General features: G+C 60.3%; 21 protein-coding genes. 5 read left to right on the top strand and 16 right to left on the bottom strand.

All coding sequences use genetic code 11. The features are described from left to right. Window positions 1-42: 42 nt before the first annotated feature. From AC1Q80_RS03630 to AC1Q80_RS03615, 4 genes are all read right to left on the bottom strand, one after another. Complete coding sequence (locus AC1Q80_RS03630; RefSeq protein WP_173419077.1) at window positions 43-1,296, bottom strand: NAD(P)/FAD-dependent oxidoreductase; 1,254 nt, start codon at window positions 1,294-1,296, stop codon at window positions 43-45. A gap of 63 nt (window positions 1,297-1,359) precedes the next feature. Next, window positions 1,360-1,863 (bottom strand): TIGR00645 family protein, encoded by a 504-nt coding sequence (locus AC1Q80_RS03625; protein ID WP_173419076.1) that lies wholly within the window; start codon window positions 1,861-1,863, stop codon window positions 1,360-1,362. A 165-nt stretch (window positions 1,864-2,028) separates the two neighbouring features. Next, window positions 2,029-2,193 (bottom strand): DUF1328 domain-containing protein, encoded by a 165-nt coding sequence (locus AC1Q80_RS03620; protein WP_037105882.1) that lies wholly within the window; start codon window positions 2,191-2,193, stop codon window positions 2,029-2,031. Between the two features lie 558 nt (window positions 2,194-2,751). Continuing rightward, on the bottom strand, window positions 2,752-3,075 hold the full coding sequence (locus AC1Q80_RS03615; protein ID WP_209787430.1) for a hypothetical protein: 324 nt from the start codon (window positions 3,073-3,075) through the stop codon (window positions 2,752-2,754). A gap of 543 nt (window positions 3,076-3,618) precedes the next feature. Here AC1Q80_RS03615 and AC1Q80_RS03610 point away from each other — a divergent pair. Beyond that, window positions 3,619-3,867, top strand: coding sequence for a YMGG-like glycine zipper-containing protein (locus AC1Q80_RS03610; RefSeq protein WP_173419074.1), 249 nt, complete (start codon window positions 3,619-3,621; stop codon window positions 3,865-3,867). A gap of 61 nt (window positions 3,868-3,928) precedes the next feature. On the opposite strand, the gene AC1Q80_RS03605 is transcribed toward AC1Q80_RS03610, so the two are convergent. Further along, the gene (locus AC1Q80_RS03605; RefSeq protein WP_492359648.1) at window positions 3,929-4,147 is read right to left on the bottom strand and encodes a NepR family anti-sigma factor; all 219 of its coding nucleotides are present in this window, start codon (window positions 4,145-4,147) and stop codon (window positions 3,929-3,931) included. 165 nt (window positions 4,148-4,312) lie between these two features. On the opposite strand from AC1Q80_RS03605, the gene AC1Q80_RS03600 reads away from it, so the two are divergent. Continuing rightward, window positions 4,313-5,110 carry a response regulator gene (locus AC1Q80_RS03600; RefSeq protein WP_173419072.1) on the top strand — a complete coding sequence of 266 codons (798 nt, stop codon included), beginning with the start codon at window positions 4,313-4,315 and terminating at the stop codon, window positions 5,108-5,110. Window positions 5,111-5,128: 18 nt separating this feature from the next. Here the strand turns inward: AC1Q80_RS03600 and AC1Q80_RS03595 are convergent, their stop codons facing one another. From AC1Q80_RS03595 to AC1Q80_RS03560, 8 genes are all read right to left on the bottom strand, one after another. Further along, window positions 5,129-6,259, bottom strand: a complete 1,131-nt coding sequence (locus tag AC1Q80_RS03595) for an AI-2E family transporter (RefSeq protein ID WP_492359647.1) — start codon at window positions 6,257-6,259, stop codon at window positions 5,129-5,131. A gap of 54 nt (window positions 6,260-6,313) precedes the next feature. Further along, window positions 6,314-6,484, bottom strand: coding sequence for a hypothetical protein (locus AC1Q80_RS03590; RefSeq protein ID WP_171986904.1), 171 nt, complete (start codon window positions 6,482-6,484; stop codon window positions 6,314-6,316). A 211-nt stretch (window positions 6,485-6,695) separates the two neighbouring features. Beyond that, a complete protein-coding gene (locus tag AC1Q80_RS03585; protein WP_025426006.1) occupies window positions 6,696-7,043 on the bottom strand; it encodes a RidA family protein in 348 nt (115 codons plus the stop codon). A 178-nt stretch (window positions 7,044-7,221) separates the two neighbouring features. After that, window positions 7,222-8,049: a dipeptide ABC transporter ATP-binding protein gene (locus tag AC1Q80_RS03580; protein ID WP_173419070.1), complete on the bottom strand. Its 828-nt coding sequence runs from the start codon at window positions 8,047-8,049 to the stop codon at window positions 7,222-7,224. Beyond that, window positions 8,046-8,900, bottom strand: coding sequence for an ABC transporter ATP-binding protein (locus AC1Q80_RS03575; RefSeq protein ID WP_173419069.1), 855 nt, complete (start codon window positions 8,898-8,900; stop codon window positions 8,046-8,048). Before AC1Q80_RS03575 ends, AC1Q80_RS03580 begins: the two co-directional genes overlap by 4 nt. Window positions 8,901-8,902: 2 nt before the next feature. Next, entirely contained in the window at window positions 8,903-9,811 is a 909-nt protein-coding gene (locus AC1Q80_RS03570; RefSeq protein ID WP_173419068.1) for an ABC transporter permease subunit, read from the bottom strand. Window positions 9,812-9,821: 10 nt separating this feature from the next. Next, window positions 9,822-10,826 carry an ABC transporter permease subunit gene (locus AC1Q80_RS03565; protein WP_173419067.1) on the bottom strand — a complete coding sequence of 335 codons (1,005 nt, stop codon included), beginning with the start codon at window positions 10,824-10,826 and terminating at the stop codon, window positions 9,822-9,824. A 215-nt stretch (window positions 10,827-11,041) separates the two neighbouring features. Next, the gene (locus AC1Q80_RS03560; protein WP_173419066.1) at window positions 11,042-12,637 is read right to left on the bottom strand and encodes an ABC transporter substrate-binding protein; all 1,596 of its coding nucleotides are present in this window, start codon (window positions 12,635-12,637) and stop codon (window positions 11,042-11,044) included. A gap of 658 nt (window positions 12,638-13,295) precedes the next feature. Between AC1Q80_RS03560 and AC1Q80_RS03555 the strand changes: the two genes are divergently transcribed. Both AC1Q80_RS03555 and AC1Q80_RS03550 read left to right on the top strand, forming a co-directional pair. Beyond that, entirely contained in the window at window positions 13,296-14,009 is a 714-nt protein-coding gene (locus AC1Q80_RS03555; RefSeq protein WP_492359646.1) for a helix-turn-helix transcriptional regulator, read from the top strand. Between the two features lie 25 nt (window positions 14,010-14,034). Further along, the gene (locus AC1Q80_RS03550) at window positions 14,035-14,556 is read left to right on the top strand and encodes a response regulator (RefSeq protein ID WP_492359645.1); all 522 of its coding nucleotides are present in this window, start codon (window positions 14,035-14,037) and stop codon (window positions 14,554-14,556) included. Window positions 14,557-14,657: 101 nt separating this feature from the next. On the opposite strand, the gene rirA is transcribed toward AC1Q80_RS03550, so the two are convergent. Next, window positions 14,658-15,122, bottom strand: coding sequence for an iron-responsive transcriptional regulator RirA (gene rirA, locus AC1Q80_RS03545; protein WP_173419063.1), 465 nt, complete (start codon window positions 15,120-15,122; stop codon window positions 14,658-14,660). A 213-nt stretch (window positions 15,123-15,335) separates the two neighbouring features. On the opposite strand from rirA, the gene AC1Q80_RS03540 reads away from it, so the two are divergent. Then, entirely contained in the window at window positions 15,336-16,355 is a 1,020-nt protein-coding gene (locus tag AC1Q80_RS03540) for a Fe(3+) ABC transporter substrate-binding protein (protein ID WP_492359859.1), read from the top strand. A 96-nt stretch (window positions 16,356-16,451) separates the two neighbouring features. Here the strand turns inward: AC1Q80_RS03540 and AC1Q80_RS03535 are convergent, their stop codons facing one another. Both AC1Q80_RS03535 and AC1Q80_RS03530 read right to left on the bottom strand, forming a co-directional pair. After that, a complete protein-coding gene (locus tag AC1Q80_RS03535; protein ID WP_492359644.1) occupies window positions 16,452-17,507 on the bottom strand; it encodes a M48 family metallopeptidase in 1,056 nt (351 codons plus the stop codon). Next, entirely contained in the window at window positions 17,497-18,603 is a 1,107-nt protein-coding gene (locus AC1Q80_RS03530) for a YjgN family protein (RefSeq protein WP_492359643.1), read from the bottom strand. The genes AC1Q80_RS03535 and AC1Q80_RS03530 overlap by 11 nt, the downstream gene beginning before the upstream one ends. Window positions 18,604-18,619: the final 16 nt, after the last annotated feature.

Genomic DNA, 18,619 nt, shown 5'->3' with positions numbered 1-18,619 from the left:
GGATGCGATGCTTCCGGCCTCTTTTGTCGATCGGAACAACGATCAGGAGAAGAAGCGCTCTGGCCGATAGGGCGCGATATCGATCACGGTCTTCTCTCCGGTCATGGCTTCGGCGAGTGCCCGGCCGGTGACAGGCCCGAGCGTCATGCCGTGATGGGCATGCCCGAAGGCAAACCACAGGCCCTGATGCCGCGGCGCCTTGCCGATGATCGGCATCATGTCGGGCGTGCAGGGCCGAGCGCCCATCCACGGCTCCTCGTCGCGGCGCTCCGCCAGCGGGAAGAATTCACGCGCCACCCGCTCGGCGCGGGTGAGCTGCACCGGTGTTTTTGGCGCATCGCGCCAGGCAAATTCCGCACCCGTCGTCAGGCGGATACCGCGTTGCATCGGCGCCAGGAAATAGCCCTTCTCCGCGTCCAGCACCCAGTTGTTGAGCTGTGCGCCCTCTTGAGTTCCGTAGTGCATGTGATAGCCGCGCTTGACGGCAAGCGGGAAGTGGTAGCCGAGCTTGCGCGTCACGGTATCGGCCCAGGGGCCAAGCGCAACGACCACCTCATGCGCCTCAAGCGGACCTTCGGGCGTTGCCACCCGCCAGCCTGGGCCTTCAAGGATGTGCTCCACCGTTGCCGCGTCGCCGGAAACGAGACGCCCGCCGAGCGACTGGAAATAGGCAAGATAAGCCTTGTTGAGGCTGTGCGGATCGCGGATAGACCAGGGATCGCTCCAGCGCAGGCCGCCGACGAGATCGGCCTTGATGGAAGGCTCGATCGTCTTCAATTCGCTGGTCGAGAGCTTCTGGTGATTGACGCCGAAACCGGCCGACAGTTTCTCCGCATCCTTGTAGGCGGCGTCGCGTTCCTTCTCTGTGCGGAAGACCTTCATCCAGCCGTCCTTGCGGATCAGGTCGCCGGCGCCGGATGCGTTGATGAGATCCTCATGCTCGACGATCGAATGTTCGATCAGCGGGGCATACATGTGGGCGATACGCTGGTGCTGGGTGAAACCCGAATGCCACCAGTAGCGCGCCAGGAACGGCACCAGGCCCGGCAAGGCGCGGATGTGGTAATGCGCATCGATGGTGTTGTTGAGCGCGTAGCGGAACAGCGCTCCGAAATCATGCGGGAAACCGTAGGGAAACACACCCTCGCGCTGGATGAGCCCGGCATTGCCGTAGGATGTTTCTTCGCCTGCACCGCGGCGATCGAGCAGCACCACCGATTTGCCGCGCCGCGCCAGGTGGATGGCGGTGGATATGCCGACGATGCCGGCGCCGAGAACCACTACGTCAGTCTTCATATCCCACTGCCTCGCTCCTCGATCCCTACCGGCCACGGCGCCATTCGCCGCCGGGGCCAAACGTTACTTCTTCTTCAGTCCAGTCATGATCTGCTCGAGATAGCCGAGCAGAACTGCCGAAACCACGAAGGCAAGATGCATGATCGTCGCCCACATCAGCTGCTGGTTTGTATATTGCTGCGTATTGAGGAAGATTTGCAGAAGATGGATAGACGAAATCGCGACAATCGACGAGGCAACCTTGATCTTCAGGCTGCCGGCATCGAGCTTGCCAAGGAAGGAGACCTCGGCGTCGGCCTCGTCGAAGCGGCTGACGAAGTTCTCGTATCCCGAGATCATCACCATGACGATCAGGCTCGCCACCAGCGCGGCATCGATCAGCCCGAGCATCGCCAGGATCATCTGGGCATCGTCGTAGACGAAAACCATGCCGGCAATCTTCGCGAGCTTGTACATGAACGAGATTCCGTAGAGTCCCAATGCTGCAACAAGCCCGAGATAGAAGATGACCAGCAGCCAGCGACTGGACAAGATGATCCGCTCTACGAGGAGCTCCAGCGATTTCATGGTGTTCGCATTCCTTTGGTGCGCGTCAGATCCGTTTCGGCATGAATAGCCAAGCACATCTGTGAGGGCAAGGGATGTCGCGGGCCCTGACCGAACACGCGAAAGGGACGAAGTCTTTCGACATTCGTCCCTTGTTCATGTCCGGCGAGAGGATCGCTCCCTGGATCACGTCCTGCGCATCAAACCTGCGACCAGCGAGATCACCAGGAAGGCGAGGAACAGGAAGAACAGGATCTGCGCGATACCTGCAGAAGCGCCAGCAATACCGCCAAAACCAAGTACACCGGCGATAATCGCCACCACCAGAAAGACGAGAGCGTAGTAAAGCATAGGATATCTCCTTGTGTGCGTCGCTGGAGAAGAAACGTCATGATCCCGGACTTTGTTCCGGCGCATCCGTAATGATGGAAAAAATCTTCGACCCTGCCAAATGAGGATCGAAACGATCTATTAACCACGATCATCAAATCAGTTTCGAAATGGCACAGCCGAGACGAATTCCGCCAGGAACCTTCGAGATAGTCCTACGTTGTTCCCTCAAGGAATAAAGCAGGTTCGACATGAAGATGCCAATGTCACATATCTGGAAGTCCGCGGCTGAAACGGCACGCCGAAACGCCGAACGGCCGGACAGTAATCTTCACATCGGTAGAACGATGCGTGATCTCTACGCACACAACGCAGACAAACAGAGCAAAAACTTGGACAGTCTTCTTGAAAAACTGAAAAAGACCGAGCCCAAACCGAAGAGATAGTTGCTGCGCAACTGCTCTTTGCAAAGACCACAAAAGCAAACGCCGCTGCGCTTGATTACCGCAGCGGCGTTTGTTTTTCGTTCTGCATGGCTGTGAGACACTCTTGAGGTCGTCGCACTTCTCGATGGCAAGTTCAGTTGCGGAGTTTGGGCTTATCGTCCGTGCGTGTGGCAACAACGTAGGGGCTATCGTCGGCAATCACTTTGACTTCGAGCTGGCGTGACGGCGTGATCCGCCACTCGATCGTTGCGTCTTCGACGAACAGGGCCGGATCCACTTCGGCGCATTGGCCGTAGGCGCCCTTGAACACCTTCCCGACCTCTTCGATCGATGGCGAAAGCAATTCGTGACATTCTTCGACGGTTTCGAAACCGACGACCGGTGTCGGAACCTCACGGCAGGCGGTACCGCCCTGCATGCAGCCGACGAGGACCATGATGGCAGCGATATGTTCCATTCGCATGCTCCTTCGATCAAAAACTTCATAAGCAAACGATCATGGACGGTATGAAGTTCCATCGGTCGGACCGAAATTTTGTCGTAACCTCGCTGGGCCCTGCGCATTCGGCGCGGCCTTTCACGTCGGTACGATAGGTAACGGCCTGGGCATTGTCGGGCGGAACGGGGCGTCGGGCACGTCTGCGAGCGGTTGCTGCGGACCACCCGCCAAAACGCCGGATCGACGGCAAGTTCCAGGAAGACTTCGCCCAATGGAACAAATCCGCGTGATCGTCGTTTCCATAGCAATAACAAGCGCTGCGCCCGCAGCGATACCACACAGGGAGACATTGATGAGCGGTGCATTCCCGCCCGTTGCGAGCGAACCAAAGGCCCCTAAGTTGATCGTGAGGCTCGGGTCAGGGCTGGTGTCGACAACGGGCGCCTGCCTCGGTGAGCGGCCTCATTGTCGTCATTCTGTTCGTCCTCATTCCCCGCAAACGGCCTAGGCCGAATGCATCCTTCAATGTCCAACAAAGAAAACCTCGGATAGGAACGCGTCATGAAGAAGATACTTATTGTAGCAAGCCTGATCCTCCCCCTCGCGGCCTGCACGCAAACGGAGAAGGGTGCGGCGATCGGCGCGACCGGCGGTGCGATCATCGGCGGTGCCGCAACAGGCAATGTCAGAGGCGCTGCCGTGGGTGCCGCCGTCGGCGGTGTCGCCGGTGCGCTCATCGGTAACGCCAATGAGCCTGGGCGCTGCATCTACCGCGACCGCTACGGCCGCCGCTACGAAGCCGCCTGCTAAGGCAAAAACGTCTCGAGAGAGCGACAGAAACGGGCTTTGGCCCGTTTCTCATGTCTTGGGCTCATGCCTTTGACGAAAGCGTCTCGTCGACCCGCGTGTGCGCCTCGGCATCATCCAGCTTTTGCAAAAGGTCGATGAAGAGGTCGGGTACGGGCTCCTGTTCGATAGCACGATAGAGCGCCTTCAGTTTCGAGCCAATCAAGCCATTCGGATCCAAACCGCTTTCGGCCTTCGCTCTTCCGCCCTCCTTGGCACTGCGTTCGTCCACAGGATCTTCCATCCCACCTATCCCCACGTCGCACGGCGCTCGAAACACCTCGAGCGCGCATCGCTGTTGCCAGCTTCCCATAGGCCGAAAAACGTGTTCAAAACATTCACGTCTTTCGCGGGATGTCCATTGTCCTCAGAAAACAAGCGAATCACATCAGACCCAAGGAAGTACTTAATGTCACTTTCGACCCGTATTGCGCCACACCTTCCCTTTCTGCGCCGTTACTCCCGCGCCGTTACCGGTTCGCAGGCTGCCGGCGACGGTTATGTGGCTGCAGTTCTGGAAGCGCTGATCGAAGACATCAGCCTTTTTCCCGACGGTTCCAACGACCGGATCTCCCTATATAAGCTGTTCTGCTCGCTGTTTGAGAAAGTCTCCATCGACCGGACCGGGAACGTCTCTCCCTTCGCCTGGGAGCAGCAGGCAGCGGCCAATCTTTCGCTGATCGCGCCCGCAGCGCGCCAGGCCTTTCTGCTCGTCTCGGTGGAGGGCTTCTCGATTGCCGATGCCGCCGAGATCATGGGGCAGAGCCAGGCGGCGTTTTCCAAGCTGCTGACGGTTGCGTCTGAAGACATATCGCGCCAGGTGGCAACCGAAGTTCTGATCATCGAAGACGAACCGCTGATCGCACTTGATATCGAGGACATGGTGACGAGCCTCGGCCATCGCGTGACCGGCATCGCCCGCACGCACAAGGAAGCGCTCGATCTCTATCACAAGACGGCACCGAAGATGGTGCTGGCCGACATCCAGCTTGCCGACGGCAGCTCGGGCATCGACGCCGTCAACGAGATCCTGAAGGACGCGGCAGTGCCGGTGATCTTCATCACCGCCTTCCCCGAGCGGCTGCTGACCGGCAAGCGGCCGGAACCGGCCTTCCTGGTGACCAAGCCCTTCAATCCGGATATGGTCAAGGCGCTGATCAGCCAAGCGCTTTTCTTCGACGAACACGCCCGCTCGACCCGCGGATAATTACACAACTCGGGCGCATCATGCCGGCAGCTGCCGTTCGGGCGGCTGCTCGCGCACCTCTTCGAAAATCGTCATGGCGATCAGCGACAAGGGCAGCGCCAGCATGGCGCCGACCGCGCCCCACATCCATGTCCAGAAGATGATGGCGACGAAGACGAGGAACGGGTTGACCTCGAGCCTGTTGCCCAGGATCGACGGTATCACCAGATTTTCCATGACGAGATGAACCACGAAGAACGTGGCAGCCGGCGCCAACGCCAGCAGAATGGCGTCATGCGTCATAAGCCCGCCGACGAGCAGCGCCAGCGTCATCATTGTAACGCCGAGATACGGAATGAAGCTGGAGACGAAGGCGAACAGCCCCCAAAGCGGCGGCATGGCCAAGCCGCCGACCAGCGCGATGATCATGGTGACGACGCCGAGGGCCAGATAGATCAGGCTTGCTATCGAAAAATACTGTGCCAAGGCGGTTTCGATCGCGTTCATGATCCGGATCGTGCTCAGGCGTCTTTCTCGGCTGGTAAAGGCAAGAATGATGGTTCTGCGCAAATGCAGGCGCCCCAGCAGGAACAGCCCGAGTGCTGCCAGAAAAATCAATGTCTGGACCAAAGCGGGTGTCAGCCCGCCGGCGACGGCGCCGAGCACAGGGGCGGCATTTTTCATGACGGTATCAGCGAGTGCTTCGCTGCCGGTGCCTTTCGCCACCGCCAGGCGGAGCCACTCGAAGCGTTCGATGAACGGCAGCACGCGCTCGACCACCCCCTCCGCCAGGGCCGGCGCCTTTTGCGCCAGCTCCGTGATCGGTCCGAGCAGGACGCTGACCACCGATGCAAGACCAAGCACGAAGACGAGCGCCAGCACCAGCCCGCCGATGATTGGCGGCAGGCCGAACTTTGATAGGCTGTCGGCCGCGCGCCCGAGCACGATACCGACGACGACGGCCAGCGTGATCGGCATCAGAATCGTTTCCATCGAGTAGACGGCGGCCGACCCGGCAATCACGAACAGGCCGATGATGCTCCAGGCGACCATCAAATCGATGCCGTCCCGCTTCGGCTCAGCGGGCAAGGCCGCTTCGGCCGTGGCCGTTTCCTCCTCGGCGATGCGTTTCAGCTTGTAGTAAGCAGCCGTGTGGCCGGATGTATCCAATGCCGTCCCTCGCCTCTTTTTGTCACGCGGACACCTTTCGGCATACCTCGTCGTTCAGTGTCGTTCCGGTGGGAACACGTGCAAGGTCAGCGACAAGAGCCCGAGACCGAGGACGATGACGAGCAGCGTGTGCGCTACGCCGGTGGCGGTGTCCGGGACGAAGCCGAAACCAATCAATAGACCTGCGAAAGCAAGCACGCAGATCCGCGGCAGCCAGTAGAGCATCGAATGCCCTCCCATGTTTTTGTGGAACTGAAGGTAAACGTGCAGACTGGCGAATGGTTCCTGGACGAGGGAATGCGGGGGCAGGTCAGGCAAAAGAAAACGCCGCCGTGCGCAGGGCACGGCGGCGGAGATGCAGTGTGGCGGCAAGACCGCTCGGTTTTGGCAAGCGACTGAAAGCGCGTCGCAATCTTTCAGATGCGATTGCTGTGCCTTAGGCGGCGGCTGCGACGACGATGACTTCGACGAGGTATTCCGGGGTTGCGAGCTTGGCTTCGCCGGTCGCGCGTGCCGGGGTGTTGCCCTGGGGTGCCCAGGCATCCCAGACCGAGTTCATCTTCGGGAAGTCAGCCATGTCGGCGAGCCAGATGGTGGCCGAGAGGATGCGGGTCTTGTCGGTGCCGGCGAGCGCCAGAAGACGGTCGACTTCGGCAAGCGCCTGCTTCGTCTGGGTCACGACATCGTCACCGGCATTGCCGACCTGGCCGGCGAGGTAGACGGTGTTGTTGTAAACCACGGCCTGGCTCATCCGGGGGCCGGTTTCGAAACGCTTGATTTCCATGATCGTGTTCCTGAAGTTGGGCCGAACGCTGAATGGTCGGCCGAAAAGCGGCTGCCCGCCGCCGGAAGGCGAGAAGTGAATGGCGGCGCGAAAGCTCTACACCATCGGCCCGGCAAGGCCAAGAAGCCGGGGAGTTCTTTCCCCGGCCTCTGGTATCGTCAGACAGCACCGAGACGGCTCAGGCTGCCTGCTTCTTGGCAAGCCGTGCCTTGATGCTGGCAACGTCGGCGCGCGGCGTCGCGGCAAACAGCGTCTTGGTGTAGCTGTGCTTCGGATCGGCGAAGACTTCGTCGCGGCTGCCGTATTCGACCGCCTCGCCGAAATACATCACCATCACGTCGTCAGCGATGTAGCGCACCACCGAGAGATCGTGACTGATGAAGACGTAAGTCAGCTGGAACTCGTCCTGCAGATCCGCGAGCAGGTTCAACACCTGCGCCTGAACCGACAGGTCGAGCGCCGAAACCGGCTCGTCCAGCACCAGAAGCTTCGGGTTGAGCATCAGCGCGCGCGCAATAGCGATGCGCTGGCGCTGGCCGCCCGAGAACATGTGCGGGTAACGATTGTAGTGTTTCTCGTCGAGACCGACCTTCTTCAGCATCGCCATCCCCCGCTCGCGACGTTCGTCAGCGGGGGTTTTGGTGTTGATGATCAGTGGTTCGGTCAAGATGTCGCCGATCTTCTGGCGCGGGTTGAGCGAGCCATAGGGGTTCTGGAAGACGATCTGCACCTTGCGGCGCATCTCCGGCGTCAGGTCGCCCTTGGTGATATCGATCTTGTTGCCATCGATCAGCAGATCACCCGACGTCGCCGGGTCGATCAGCGTCAGGATGCGGCCAAGCGTCGACTTGCCGCACCCGCTTTCGCCGACGATCGCCAGCGTCTTGCCCTTTTCCACCGAGAAGCTCACGCCCTTGAGCGCATGCACGGTCTTGGCCTTTTTCATCAGGCCGCCGGGGATATGATAGTCGCGCACCAGATTGCGCGCTTCGAGAACGACGGTCATCGGGCGGCTCCTTGAAGGCTCGGTTCATCGACAAAAAGCTCGGAGATGGTCGGCAACCGATCACCGGTCGCATTGTCCGGCAAAGCTGCCAGAAGCGCGCGCGTGTAGTTGCTCTTCGGCGATTCGAACAGCGACAGCACGTCGGCCTCCTCCATCTTGCGGCCCTTGTACTGCACGACGACGCGATCGGCAGTCTCGGCGACCACGCCCATGTTGTGCGTGATCATGATGAGGCCCATGCCATGCTCGGCCTGGAGCCGCATCAGGAGGTCGAGGATCTGCTTCTGGATCGTCACGTCGAGCGCGGTCGTCGGCTCGTCGGCGATCAGGAGCTTCGGGTTGCAGGCAATGGCGATCGCGATCATCACGCGCTGGCACTGCCCGCCCGACATCTGGTGGGGATAGTGCCCCAACCGTTCGGCCGGATCGGGGATACCGACCGCCTCGAACAGCTCGATGGCGCGCTTGCGCCGCGCGGTCTTGTCCAGACCGAGGTGAATGCGCAGCACCTCCTCGATCTGGAAGCCGACCGTGAAGCAAGGGTTGAGGCTTGCGACCGGCTCCTGGAAGATCATCGAAATATCCTTGCCGATGATCTTCTTGCGCTCGGCGGACGACATGCCGAGCAGGTCGCGACCGTTGAACGTCAGCTTGTCGGCCGTGACCTTCGCCGTCCAAGGCAGGAGGCCCATGGCCGCCAGCATCGACACGGACTTGCCCGAGCCGGATTCACCGACGATCGCCAGCACTTCCTTTTCGTGGACCTTCATCGACACGCCATCGACGGCGCGGAAGGGACCGGTGGCCGTCTGGAACTCGACGACCAGGTTTTCGATTTCGAGAAGCGCCATGATCAGGACCTCTTCAGCTTGGGATCGAGAGCATCGCGCAGGCCGTCACCCATGAGGTTGATCGCCAGCACCGTGACCAGGATTGCGACGCCCGGAAGCGTTACCACCCACCACTTGCTCTGGATGAACTCACGCGCTTCAGCGAGCATCGTGCCCCATTCCGGTGTCGGAGGCTGGGCACCCATGCCGAGGAAGCCAAGAGCGGCAGCGTCGAGGATCGCGCTCGAGAACGACAGGGTCGCCTGGACGATCAGCGGCGCCATGCAGTTCGGCAGGATCGTCTTGAACATCAGGCGACCGTGGCCGGCACCTGCGACCTTGGCGGCAATGACGTAGTCGCGGCTCTTTTCGCTCATGACGGCAGCGCGCGTCAGGCGAACGAAGTGCGGCTGGAACACCAGCGCGATGGCGATCATCGCGTTTGTCAGGCCCGGTCCGAGAACGGCGACCAGCACGAGGGCAAGCAGCAGCGACGGGAAGGCCAGAATGATGTCCATCACGCGCATGATGACGGTATCGACCCAACCGCGGAAGTAGCCCGCGATCACGCCGATGAAGATACCGCCGACCAGCGAGAGCGTGGTGACGATAACGCCGACGAACAGCGAGAACTGCGTGCCATAGATCAGGCGCGAGAGCATGTCGCGACCGACAGCGTCGGTGCCAAGCAGGAATTCGGCACGGCCGCCTTCCTGCCAGACCGGCGGGATCAGCACCGCATCGCGGTATTGGGCCGTCGGGTCATGCGGGGCGACGATCGGAGCAAAGATCGCCAGGAGCACGAGGAACAGGAAGAACACGAGGCCGATGACGGCGCCGCGGTTCTCGGAGAAATAATACCAGAATTCGGCCAGTCGCGCCCGGCGGGACGGATCTGTCGAAACGGCGCTTGTTGCAGCAGCTTGAGACATATCGCCCTCCTTAGTGCCGGATACGTGGGTTGATGAGACCGTATAGAAGGTCGACGGCCAGGTTCACCAGCATGATGATGCCGGCGATGACCAGGAGGCCACCCTGAATGACGGCGTAGTCGCGCCTGAAGACGGAATCGACCATCCATTTGCCGATGCCCGGCCAGGAGAAGATCGTCTCGGTCAGGATCGCACCGGCGAGCATGACGCCCACCTGCAGGCCGATCGTGGTGATGACCGGGATCATGGCATTTCGCAGCGCATGGACACCGACGACACGGAAGGTCGAAAGGCCCTTGGCGCGCGCCGTGCGCACATAGTCTTCCGACAGCACTTCAAGCATCGCCGACCGGGTCTGGCGCGCAATCACGGCGAGCGGAATGGTGCCAAGCACGATGGTCGGCAGGATGAGATGGCTCACGGCAGACTTGAAGGCGCCCGCCTGCCCCGACAACAACGAGTCGATCAGCATGAAGCCCGTGACCGGCGGGAAGAAGTACATCAGCGAGATACGCCCCGAAACCGGCGTCCATTGCAGGATGCCCGAGACCAGCATGATCAGCAGCAGGCCCCACCAGAAGATCGGCATGGAGAAGCCGACAAGTGCGGTGCCCATGATCGTCTGGTCGACGAAGGAGCCGCGCTTGATCGCCGCGATGACGCCGGCGGGAATGCCGAGCACGATCGCAAAGATGATCGCGCAGAGCGAAAGCTCCAGCGTCGCCGGGAACAGTTCGAAGAACTGGTCGATCACCGGCTTCTTCGTCACGATCGACGTGCCGAAATCACCCTGGAGCACACCCCAGAGATAGTCCAAGTACTGGATCACGATCGGCCGGTCGAAGCCGAGCGCGTGTGAAATTTCCGCATGCCGCTCCGGCGACATGACACGCTCGCCCGAAAGCAGGGCGACAGGATCGCCCGGAAGCATGCGAATGAAGGAGAAGGCAATGATGGAGACCCCGATGAAAGTCGGGATCAGGACCGCCAAACGCCCCAAGAGAAATCGAAACATGTTTTACCCCGCGCCACGTTGCCGCGCCGTTGTCTCCCGGCGCTGGCACCACTGCATGTTTTCTTGAACCCTTCGGATTTGAGGGCAAAAACAGGCAGCAACTCAAAGTGCCTACAGCGAACTTCACGCGTCTGACAAGACGCATGGCGCTGCAGTAGATGCAAAGAGGGGCGTTTGCCCGCGGCAAACGCCCCCTTTCGGATCAGTTTATTAGCTTACTCGACAATATCCACGCCGTCGAAGGCAAAATCGCCGAGCGGGCTCTGGACGAAGCCTTCGACATTCTTGCGCATCGGAACGACCGACAGGGAGTGGTCAAGCGTTGCCCAAGGCGCTTCGCGCTTGAAGACAACCTGCGCCTCTTCGTAGAGCTTGGTGCGCTCTGCCAGGTCGGACGTGTCCTTGGCCTTCTTGACCAGGGCGTCGAATTCCGGGTTGCACCACTGAGCGCGGTTGTTGCCGCCGACAGCGTTGCAGCCGAGCAAGGTGTCGAGGAAGTTGTCCGGGTCGCCGTTGTCGCCGGTCCAGCCGAGGATGACGGCACCGTCACGGTCCTTTGCCTTCGACTTGTCGAGGTATTCGGCCCACTCGTAGGAGACGATCTCGACCTTGACGCCGATCTTGGCGAAGTCAGCCTGCATCAGTTCCGCAGCGCGGCGAGCGTTGAGCATGTAGGGACGCGAAACCGGCATCGCCCACACCTTCATCGACAGATCCTTGACGCCTGCTTCTTCGAGCATCTTCTTGGCTGCGTCGAGATCGTAGGTGTCGTCCTGGAGCGTGTCGTTGTACGACCACATCGTCGGCGGGATCGGGTTGGTTGCCGGCTGGGCAGCGCCCTGGAACACGGCGTCGACGATCGCCTGCTTGTTGATCGCCTTGTTCAGCGCCTTGCGGACTTCCGGCTTGTCGAACGGAGCCTGCGTGGTGTTGTAGGCGAGGTAGGCAACGTTCAGACCGGCCTGTTCCATCACCTTAAGGTTCGGATCGGCCTTCATGGCAGCCACGTCAGCCGAGTTCGGGAACGGCATCAGGTGGCATTCGCCGGCCTGCAGCTTCTGGTAGCGAACCGAAGCGTCGGCAGTGATCGCGAAGACCAGGTCGTCGATCTTCTGCTTGCCACCCCAATAGTCCGGGTTTGCCTTGTAGCGGATGACGGCGTCCTGCTGGTAGGCGACGAACGCGAACGGACCGGTGCCGAGCGGCATCTGGTTCATCTGGTTCATCTTGCCTTCGGCCTGCAGCTTGTCGGCATATTCCTTCGACAGGATCGACGCGAACGGCATGGCGATGTTGGCGAGGAACGGCGCTTCCTTGCGCGTCAGGGTGAACTTGACCGTCAGGTCATCGACCTTCTCGACCGACTTGATGACTTCCGGGAAGCCCATGCCGGCTGCGTATTCCCACGAAGCGCCGGTCACGTACTTGTTCCAGGGGTTGTCGGCCTTGAGCTGGCGCTCATAGGAGAACACGACGTCGTCAGCGTTGAGCTCGCGAGTGGGAGTGAAGAACTCCGTCGTCTGGAACTTCACGCCCGGACGCAGCTTGAACGTGTATTCAAGGCCGTCATCGGAAATGGTCCAGCTCTCAGCGAGGCCCGGCTCGGTTTCGGTCGTGCCCTTCTTGAACTCGAGCAGGCGGTTGTAGACCGTGTGCGCTGCTGCGTCGAACGTCGTGCCGGCGGTGTAGAGGCCCGGGTCAAAACCCTCAGGCGAACCTTCCGAGCAATAAACGAACGTTTTCGACCAGGCGGAGCCGGCCATCAGCGTGGCAAGCGCCGTCGCTGCGAAGAGAGTAGTGAGCTTTTTCATGAGCTTTGCTTCCCAGATTTGTTCTTGTTCTCGTATTTTCCTGACGCGGAATGGCGTTTGCCCCCGGTCAAGGCCGGATGGAACGACATTTGGCGTCGCATTGCAATAAGTCGCCGAACAAATTTGTCTATGCGAAAAATTCCTCCTGCGGCGGAGCCGGAAATCTGTCCACTGTTTTAGAATACCCTGACATTTCCGTGGCCTTTGACAGCCCCTGCACGGGCGGTGCGCCGCGTGCTCATCCGGTCTATCGTCGACGGTGCGGAGCGATGTTCGACGGGCAAAGCGCATGCGCGGAACGGACTGGTTGTAGCAATCCTCCGCTCCCATGCACCCGCCCTGCGTGTATCGTCACAGACGCAAGGGGCAGCGATTCGATGAAATCGCAAGAAACGGTCAATCCCAAGATAGTTGGGTAGAAATCACCCGACCGATTGTGCAATAGAACCTAGACAAAATCTCGGGGGAGACAATCGACGTGCCACAACGTCCTTGGGAGGGGGCGGCATCCGCCTCACGGCGCTTTCGGTCTCGCGGCAATGCCGCCGAGAGACGGTCGTGACGATGCCAATCCGCAATTTCGCCACCGGCCTCATGCGGTTGATTGAGCCGGCCTTGCGCGTAGACTGCCGCCTCGCGACAAAGGGGTAGCGCATTCGTGGCAAGTTTGCTGGAAAATCACAGGCGCTATGATCTCCGCAACGATCTGGAGAAAGCGCTCAACCGCGTCGACTTCTTCCGCATCTTTCACACGATGGCGCTGCGGTTCGGCTTCAATCATTTCGGCATTCTGCAGCTCGGCAACGAGAACGACGCGTGCATGCTGTCCACCCGGCTCGTCCTGCACGATCTTCCGTCGGGTCTGGCGGAAGAATACGACAAGCGTCACCGCTTCGGCGATTCGCTCTTCTACAAGACCCTGCACACGTCGATTATTTCCTCCGTCTGGAGAGCTGATGACCCTGACTGCGCCAACGGCCAGAACCTGCTTGTCCAGCTCGGCTTCGAGCTGCTCTTGAGCGTGCCGGTGCACGCGGCGGCGACGGGCGCGCGGTATGCCGTACTGTTCCTGGGCGATGGCAACGATATCGCCCGCTCCGAGCATTTCGAGCTGACCTACGATGCCATCTGCGCCTTCGACTATTTCTACAGCATCGCGCTTTCCAACAAGGCCGGGATGGGCCTGACGCCGCGCGAAACGGAGATTCTCAAGTGGATTTCCCATGGAAAGACAGCCAGCGAGATTGCACTGATCGTATCGGTCTCGGAACACACCGTGAATTCGCATACGGCGACGATCCTGAAGAAGCTGGATGTCGTCAATCGGACGCAAATGGTGGCGAAGGCGATACGCGAACAGATCATTCAGTGACGCCGGTCGACGGGACGATTTGAACATGGCAGCGCTGCAAGGCGGAAACGCTGCAATCGGACGCCGCAGAAACAAGACACACCCACCACCCAGCCGCTTGCCGATGGCAGGCGAGCACCGCAGAATGGCTCCCGGTCACTCAGGTACTTGGACGATCATGACACAAAAAGCCCATATCCTGCTCGTTGACGACGACCCTGCGGAGAACCTCATTCTGCGCGGGCTGATCAAGAAGGTCAGCACGATCGCGATTGAACTGCATTACTGCCAGACGATCGAAAGCGCGCTCCAATTTCTACGGTCGGGAAAACCGGTCTCGATGGTGCTGATGGACAACCGCCTTCAGCCGCAGCGCGACTTCCGCGAAACGGTACCGGCGCTCCGGCACCAGGGCTTCATCGGCCCGATCGGTGTTATCTCGGGGTCGCTCGTCGAGCCCTATTTCCAGAACCTGGAAGAATACGGCGCGGATTTCCGCATCGACAAGTCAGAGATCGATCCGACGGCAATAGAGTTCATATTGAGGGAGTATCTGGCGCCGAACTGAAACGGTGGCCGGAAGCAGCTCTGAACCGCGAAATCATGCGGCAGGATCAGGCGGTGCAGCGCCGGGCGTCATGACGGACACGCGGCGCCGCGAAACTGGGTTCAGGCCGCAGTCGTCTGCGGACGCTTGGTCTCTTCGATACCAAGCAGGAAGTTGATCTGGGGACGCGCCTTGACCAGATCGTCGATGGTGTAGCCCTGCAGCACTTCGAAGAATGCATTCAGAGCCTTGCGCAGAGCGGAGTTGAGACCGCAGCTGTCAACCAGCGGACAATCGATTTCGCCGGCCTCGAAGCATTCGGCCATGGCGAAGCTGTCTTCCGTCACCTTGACCACATCAAACAGGGTGATGGCCGAAGCGGGCTTCGGCAGGCGTACGCCGCCGTTGCGGCCACGCACGGTCTCGACCAGGCCGGCGCGGGTCAACGGCTGAAGGATCTTGAACAGAAACAACTCGGAGACGCCATAGGCCTTGGCGATTTCGGGAACGCGGCTGAGCCTCTCGCCGTTTGCAGCGCAGTACATCAACATGCGAACTGCGTAGTTCGTTTGTTTCGTCAGTCGCATCATTTGCTCCGGAATCGAGAGGTTTATCGAACCTTCATATAGGACGGATCGTAGTTTGGAACAATTCCAAAAAACCGAAAAAGTCACATCTGCTTGATCGTTAACCGTTACCCGGTTGACTGTTGGCCAGCTGCGGATCAAAAAGATGAGCGATTTTGTTAACTTAGCTCAAACCAAAAAATGGAGGAAACCATGTCCGTTTCAAGAGCTGCAATGGGCGTATTGTCCCTCACCGCAAGCCTGCTCGCGTCCACGGCCGCCTGGGCCGATGGCGAGGTCAACATCTATTCCTATCGTCAGCCCGACCTGATCAAGCCGCTGCTCGATGCCTTCACCAAGGAAACCGGCATCACGACGAACGTGCTCTTCCTCGACAAGGGCCTCGTCGAGCGCATCCAGGCCGAAGGCGCAAACTCGCCGGCGGACGTGATCCTGACCGTCGACATCAGCCGCCTCACCGAGGCCAAGGACGCAGGCGTGACCCAGCCCGTCGTCAACGAGACGATCAACAAGGACATTCCAGCACATTTCCGCGATCCTGAAGGCAACTGGTTCGGCCTGACCACCCGCGGTCGCGTCGTCTACGCCTCCAAGGACCGCGTCGCCGAGAACGACATCACCTACGAAGAGCTCGCTGATCCCAAGTGGAAGGGCAAGATCTGCACCCGTGACGGCCAGCACTCCTACAATATCGGCCTGTTCGCCTCGATGATCGCCCACAACGGCGAAGCCGAGACCGAGAAGTGGCTGACCGGCCTGAAGAACAATCTGGCGAAGAAGCCCGATGGCGGCGACCGCGACCAGGCCAAGGCGATCCTGGCCGGCGAATGCGACCTTGCGCTCGGCAACACCTACTATGTCGGTCTGATGCTGACCAACGAGAAGGAGCCGGAGCAGAAGGGATGGGCGGCCGCTATCAAGGTCCTCTTCCCGAACGCCAAGGACCGCGGCACGCACGTGAACATTTCGGGCATGGCGCTCGCCAAGAACGCCCCGAACAAGGACAACGCGCTGAAGCTGATGGAATTCCTGTCGGAAGGCGAAGCGCAGAAGATCTATGCCGAGCAGGTCTACGAATATCCGGTGCTGCCGGGTGCCGAGCCCTCCGACGTGGTCAAGTCCTTCGGCACGATCAAGCCGGACGAACTGCCGCTCGCCGAGATCGCAGCGAACCGCAAGAAGGCGTCGGAACTGGTCGACAAGGTCGGCTACAACGACGGTCCGCAGGACTGATCAAAACCCATTGCATGAACGGGAAACGGCGGGCCATGTGCCCGCCGTTTTCGTTTCTTGTTCTATCGTGGGCGACAAAGCTCGAAGCCCCTTCCCCTACTGACCCTGCGCATTGAGTTCGCCGGCATAATCGAGAATTGCCTTGCGGCGCTCCGGCGTGCCGGGATGGGTCGCAAGGATGCTGGTATCGGAACTGTCGCCAAGCTCTTTTTCGAGCAGATCGAAGAACCGGGCGATCGCCGTGGGATCCCGTTTGGCCTTCACCATCAACTCGACGGAATGCCGATCCGCCGCCGCCTCCGCTGCCCGCGAGTAGGAGAGCGACAAGAGGCCGGCGCCCTGCACCAGAATGTCTTCCGCACCGGAGCCGATGTCGCCGCCAATCATCATCACCAGTCCCGCAACACCGGCCGCGCGGTAGATCTGCCGCAGGCTATGTTCCAGCTCGACGTGACCGATCTCGTGCGCCAGCACGCCGACGATCATTTCGGTGTCGTTGCCGGCAAGCTCGACCAGTTCATCGGTGACGATCAGCGTGCCGTCCGGGAGCGCGAAGGCGTTTGGTCCGATGGCGCCACCCTTGCGGAAATTGAGGCTAAATCCGCCCTCGCCTCGATCGGACAGCCGCGCGATCGCGGCGAACCCGTCGCGGATCTTCTGCTGGCGCTCGGCTGCCAATGCCGAGGTATCGAGAACCGAGCGGTCCATGGTCTCGAGCGTGCTTGCCGACATGATCTTCGGGACGATCGGCGGCGTCACCAGCACGGCGATTTCGACAAGTGCAGGCACGGCATAACGATAAATCGCCACGCCGCTCAGCACTGTCGCCAAAACGACCGCGATCAGCCGCGGGTGAAAGCGTTCCCATTCGTGGACGAGACTGGTCTTTCCCTTGGCCTTCAAGAAACGATCGATGGTATCGTTGTCGGTGGTTTCGAACAGCGAACCGTCGGGAAATTCGGCGCGACGCGGAATGGCCCCTACACGCGCAGAAACATCCACCGCAGCAAACGTGCCGGCGGTAAGCTCGAGGCCGGCCTCATCCAAAACCTTGAAGCCGCCACCGGCGTCGATCAGACGGGATGGCACCGACCGGCTGGAGCCTGCCGGATGCCACTCGCCAACAGCAATCTCTGTTCCGTCAGAAGCCAAAGTCGAAGCCTTCGAAGTCCATGAATTCCGAACCGACGGCCGAACCCTCTTGAGCGATCTTGTCGAACATCTCGCCGACATTGCCCTCGAAATGCACGCCTGTATGTTCATTGACATACCGCGCCATTCGCACGGCAGCCCAGGGACGCATCAGCCCCAGGGTGATGACGGTGACGATCAGGTTGGTCACCGCGATCCATGCATAGCGCCCCCGCGACAGATCGCTCGTCAGCTGGTGCTTGCCGTCGAATGTCGTTGCCGACCAGGCGACGTTGCGCACTCCGGCACGGTAAAACAGCGCTGCGACGCCGAAGATCGAGACGAGCGCGATGTAACCGAAGACGAACAGCGCGATCATCGAAAACTGTATGCCCCCGGTCGGCTCGACGGAACCGTCGAACAGCGCCATGATCACCGCGAAGTTGAGGAACCCGACGAAGGCGATGATCGCGAGGCCGGCGACGATGATCGCTGCCGACAGGAACCAGGACCTGTAGATCGTACCGACCGAGGGATCGGTCGCGAATGCGCGCTGCCCGTAACGCAGGTTGCTGCCGATGTAGCGATAGGACCAGCGGCTGGCGAGCGGCACGAGGATGCCGAGCGTCAGGACCGAGATGACCGGGCCGACGATGAAGGCGAGGAACGCACCGCCGACGCCGCCGACGAAATCGAACCGCACATTGCGATAGCTGGTCACGCGGGCGCTGAAGCGCAGGCCTCTGACGACCAGCCATGGCACGAAGGCCACCAGCAACAGCGCAAGCATGACGCCGGCGATCGGCACGAAGGTCAGCATGACGTTGTAGAAGATCAGATAGGCGAAGACGATCAGGCGACCGATCAGGATCTGCTTGCCCTTGGCATGATATTCGAAGGCGCGCCCGAGCAGCACGGTGTTGCCGTAGAAATAGCGATTGCGGCGAACTTTTGCCCAGGCGGAATAGATGCCGAGCGTGATGATCGTCAAAAGCACGTTGACGATCCAGATGCCAAAATACTCCTTTCCGCTGCCGGTAAACGACAGACGGTGGAAATTGTCCGGTACCCTCTGCGTCAACGTCCCTTGCATCGACGCTGTTTCGGCCACGACCATGATAAACCTCTCTCAA

It is taken from the genome of Ensifer sp. GW823-FHT05D09 (genome assembly GCF_058795755.1).
Note: the sequence above shows the minus strand (reverse complement) of the source record. Positions and strands in the feature narration are given on the sequence as shown.